2 protein-coding genes are annotated in these 2167 nt (G+C 70.0%); one reads left to right on the top strand and one right to left on the bottom strand.

Annotation, left to right across the window (positions count from 1 at the left end):
• Positions 1-63: 63 nt before the first annotated feature.
• Entirely contained in the window at positions 64-645 is a 582-nt protein-coding gene (locus tag N864_RS21720) for a GNAT family N-acetyltransferase (RefSeq protein ID WP_034722388.1), read from the bottom strand.
• A 226-nt stretch (positions 646-871) separates the two neighbouring features.
• Between N864_RS21720 and N864_RS21725 the strand changes: the two genes are divergently transcribed.
• Entirely contained in the window at positions 872-2122 is a 1251-nt protein-coding gene (locus tag N864_RS21725) for an ABC transporter substrate-binding protein (protein WP_240474448.1), read from the top strand.
• The last annotated feature ends 45 nt before the right edge of the window (positions 2123-2167 follow it).

The raw sequence follows: 2167 nt of genomic DNA on the forward strand, positions 1-2167 counted from the left end.
CACCCGGCTCGGGTGAGCGGCATACCTCTGATTCCGGTGCGCTCGGTGTGGTGCGCTGCGGCCTCAGCCGGCCACGCGCGTGGTGACTGACCGCGACCGCGCGCGGAGGTCACGGCGGCGCTGGAGCACCTCGGCGACCGGGCGCCGGGACGCGCCCTGACCGGTGAGCCGGCGCTGCAGGGTCGCGACCGCGGTGACGCGGCGGATCGTCTCGGGAGCGAAGCCGATCCGGGCGAAGAACCGGTTGGCCTCGCGGTCGTGGGCCGGCACGAGGCTCGCGACGTGCCCGGCGCCCACTCGGTCCGCGTAGCGGGCCGTCGTCGCGAGGAGGGCGGTGGCCACCCCGCCGCGGCGGTAGTCCGGCAGCACGTGCAGCATGCTGATGGACACGCACGGCGCGTCGACGAGCGGGCTGCGGGTGGAGTCGGCGACGACGACGTAACCGGCCGGCACGCCGTCGACGTGCGCGATGAAGGCGCAGATGTCGGAGCGGTCGAGGGCCGCGTTCAGCGTGCCGTCAGCGGCGAGGCGCCGAGCCGCCTCCGGGGTCGTGCCGGACTCGATCCGGTGCGCCACCCACAGCTCGATGAACGGCTCGCGGAGCGAGCCCTCCACACGCCGCACGTCGACTGCTGACCTGCCCATGCATCCTCCTGACCGCGACCCCGAGACACCATCCCGACCTTACGCACAGTAGCCCCCCGCGGGAAGGGGCTTCCGACACGCATCACAGGTTGGTCTCATGTCTCCCCGGAGCCGTCCGGCGGCACTAGGGTGGCCGCAACCACCGGGCACACAGACGTGTCCGGACTCTTGCGGGAGGCGAAGTATGCGTTTGACAGGCATGAGGGCCGCTGCCGCGGTTGCGGCTGTGACACTACTTGCTGCAGCGTGCGGAAGCAGCGGCGGCGGCACCGGGACGGGCGGGGGCAACCCGACGTCCGGGAGCACGGGGGGCGGAGGCGGCACCTCGGCAGAGCCGCTGAAGTTCGGCTACGTCCTGCCGGAGACCGGCAGCCTCGCCTATCTCGGCCCGCCCCAGATCGAGGCGGTGAAATACGCGATCTCCTTGATCAACAAGGACGGCGGCGTCCTCGGCAAGCAGATCGGCGCCCCGGTCGGCGGCGACGAGGCCGACGACCAGGCCATCGCCAACCAGTCCGCGGACCGCGTCCTCGCGGCCGGCGTCAACGTCATCATCGGTGCCGCGGCCTCGGGCATGTCCCTCGCCATCATCGACAAGGTGACCGGTGCGGGTGTCGCCCAGTGCTCCGGGTCCAACACGGCGCCGACGTTCACCGACTACAAGGACAACGGGCTCTACTACCGCACCGCGCCGTCCGACGCGTTGCAGGGCCCCGTCCTCGCCGACACGATCGTCTCCGACGGCCACAGCCAGGTCGCCATCACGGCCCGGGCCGACGACTACGGCAAGGGCCTCGCCGACGCGACGGCCAAGGCGCTACAGAACGCCGGGGCCTCGGTCGTGCTCAACGAGACCTACGACCCCAAGGCGACCGACTTCAACGCGACAGTCCAGAACATCGTCGCCAAGAAGCCCGACGCCGTCGTGGTCATCGGCTTCGAGGAGGGCAAGCAGATCATCCAGGGCCTCATCGAGGCCGGTCTGACGCCACAGAAGGTCGGCATGTACGGCGCCGACGGCCTGCGCAACGCGGACCTGGCCAAGCTCGTCAGCCCCAACGACCCGAGCAAGCTCGCCGGGTTCAAGGGCACGGCACCGGCCTCGGCGGACAACCCCGACTTCATCAAGAACCTCAAGGCGTTCGCGCCGTCGCTGAAGGAGGTCCAGTTCGCCCCGCAGGTCTTCGACTGTGTCAACATCATGGCGCTCGCGGCCGAGCAGGCGAAGTCGACCAAGGCCGACGACTTCAAGAAGGTCGTCAACGACATCACCAAGGGCGGCGAGAAGTGCACCTCCTTCGCCGACTGCAAGAAGCTCATCGACGAGGGCAAGGACATCGACTACGACGGTGCGAGCGGTCCGCTCGACTTCACCGCCGCCGGTGAGCCGGGCAGCGCCTCGATCGAGGTCTACGAGTTCGACAAGACCGGCGCGCTGAAGACCGTCAAGACGGTCCAGTCCAAGCCGACCTCCTGACCGAGGCGGCCACGACGAGGGGCCCTGACCACCACGGGTGGTCAG

Source organism: Intrasporangium chromatireducens Q5-1, from assembly GCF_000576575.1.
Classification (GTDB): Bacteria; Actinomycetota; Actinomycetes; order Actinomycetales; family Dermatophilaceae; genus Intrasporangium_A; species Intrasporangium_A chromatireducens.

Coding starts and splice junctions, on each gene's coding strand:
- N864_RS21720 (WP_034722388.1), bottom strand. CDS start 645: ATGGGCAGGTCAGCAGTCGACGTGCGGCGTGTGGAGGGCTCGCTCCGC.